This window comes from Vibrio sp. 10N.222.46.A1 (assembly GCF_041473595.1).
GTDB classification, from domain to species: domain Bacteria; phylum Pseudomonadota; class Gammaproteobacteria; order Enterobacterales; family Vibrionaceae; genus Vibrio; species Vibrio tasmaniensis_A.
The window spans coordinates 1-2,057 of the sequence record NZ_JBFRSN010000723.1 but is presented as its reverse complement, the minus strand read 5'-3'; the positions used below and the strand labels follow the sequence as shown (position 1 = coordinate 2,057).

The following is a 2,057-nucleotide window of genomic DNA, read 5'->3' as shown; positions in this document are numbered from 1 at the left end:
ATCGTTATCACTCTCGGTGCAATAAAAGGTGAATGACTTCATCTTTCTCTTCAGAGTCAACTTCAACGCGATAAAAGCCTTTGGCTTTTAGCGCTTCAATTAACGCTTCCAACCGATGGGTTTTCACCGTCATAGCCAGGGGTTTTATCTGGTTATTGTCTTCATCAAACCCTTGCTCTATGCTTTTTTCTTTCATGTAAAGAGTATCTCGTTCCATTTCTTTTGTGGGGTCTTCCAACATAGTTGGAAACTGATGCTGCTCAAATAATTCCGTTAACATGATATAGAGTTCATCAGCCTGTGAGAACTTGGCTTGATACCCGAGATTCAGTTGATTTACCTCCCACATTTTTTTTTCGAGGTTGCCTGTTACACTTCGGCCAATACTGATCATGGTTTTGAGTTCATTTTTACATGTCGAGAACTGAGGCCGTTTTACTTTTGGTTTGATGAATTTTACCAACAGTTCATTTCTTCTTTTCGTTGTCCAATATCCACCTTGTTGACTCATGGTTAAATACAGTGCGAGAAGCGCATTCGTCACGATCTCATCAAGGGCTTGATAGTGCTTAAGGTTTCGACTCATGAATTTATTCTTTCTCTTTAATTGAAGCTTCCTAGCTGTTTTTCACGATTTTAAATTGAGTGCGTAATCAGCGTGTATTAAGGCTTAAATAATAAGGCGCATTCAAAAATTAACGGGGAACGCGAACATATACCTGCTCAAACTTTAATGGCACCGCTCGTCGCAATCCCGTAGCTGGCGAAGCCAGTCGAAGGGTGAGCAAGCGGTATTTCGAACCTCTTAAACCACCATGATTAAGCCTCTTTTCTAGACACAGAATCAATAGAAGGTAAGAGATCCTAAATATTTTTTTAATTGATTGATACTGTTAACTTTTCTTATTCTTTTTTCAAGCGAGACTATCGAATCATCAATCATTTCAAGATACTTTTCCATTTTGGCTTGCGTCTTCTTCTTGCTTGGTGCTGAGAATTGTCTCCAGACTTGAGACTTAACTCCTTGTTGGCTAAAGATGTCACGGTGGGCCCGATTTAAATCCAGGAGCTTCATTTCGAGCAAATGCTCCATTCTCACTAAAGTTGTTTCATCAAGAAGGTGCTCAGAATCGGGGACATATTCTGTCAGCATTCGGACTAAGGTCATCACATCATTCTCTCGTTTGGCCACCGCCAGTTTCTGCATTAAACGATGTTTCTCTTCTTTCTTTAACGGGTCAGACTCTTTATCTGGATGGATAACACTCGCAATGCGTTTGTACATTTTGTTGAGTTGAGTACCTCGGAACATTTCTTTGATGTTAAGCGCGTCGTCGTCTTCACTCTCAAAATAATCGAATTCAAAATCGTCCCAATCGTCCTCATTTTGGGCCCGTGGTGAAAACGAGTCGTTATTATGTTTAACAAAAGAGGCCCATAAGGTACTGATAAAAGCTTCAATGGCGAATGGATCACCAGAAGCCAGAATTTCACGGATTTTTTTGTGGGGTAAATCAATATCAGCGCCGAACATCTCCTTCATGCCGTTTTCAAATTCTCGACAAGCTGCATTGAGCGCTTGCTGTTTCTCTTTCTGAAATACTTTATTATGATAGGTTTCATACTCTTCGCATAACGCCTCGACTTTGTCTCTATCATTGATAAAAGGGCGATCAAGCAATTCAATTAACTCCTGTTCAATCGCTTGCATCAAGCGATTGCGGATATTGGTTTTGAGTTTTTTTGAGGTCAAAAATGACATCAAGTGCTTAACCCAGGCACAGTGAAGATGGTCGAGCTTTTTATCATAGGGAGTCAGTTTATCTTTGTATTCAGAAAAAAGCTGATTGACCTTGAGCTCGGCCTTTTGATTACGCCGTTCATTTTTTTCAATCTTCCTCCAGAGCTCAGATAAATAATCCGACTGAGAATGTGGAACGTTGTTTGAGTGAAAAATAGGAAGTGTCATATCCGTCCTTTTCTCTTCTAGTAACCCATGTGTTTTTCTAGGCTAACAGCGTAAGAAGAGAAACACCTCGAAGTAATACTAATTTATG

General features: G+C 40.1%; 2 protein-coding genes. Both read right to left on the bottom strand.

From position 1 onward, the window contains the following. Positions 1 to 7 precede the first annotated feature (7 nt). Positions 8 to 586, bottom strand: coding sequence for a DUF2913 family protein (locus AB4496_RS19095; protein ID WP_017101494.1), 579 nt, complete (start codon positions 584 to 586; stop codon positions 8 to 10). A gap of 258 nt (positions 587 to 844) precedes the next feature. Continuing rightward, a complete protein-coding gene (locus AB4496_RS19090; RefSeq protein WP_102258346.1) occupies positions 845 to 1,969 on the bottom strand; it encodes a hypothetical protein in 1,125 nt (374 codons plus the stop codon). Between the last annotated feature and the right edge of the window lie 88 nt (positions 1,970 to 2,057).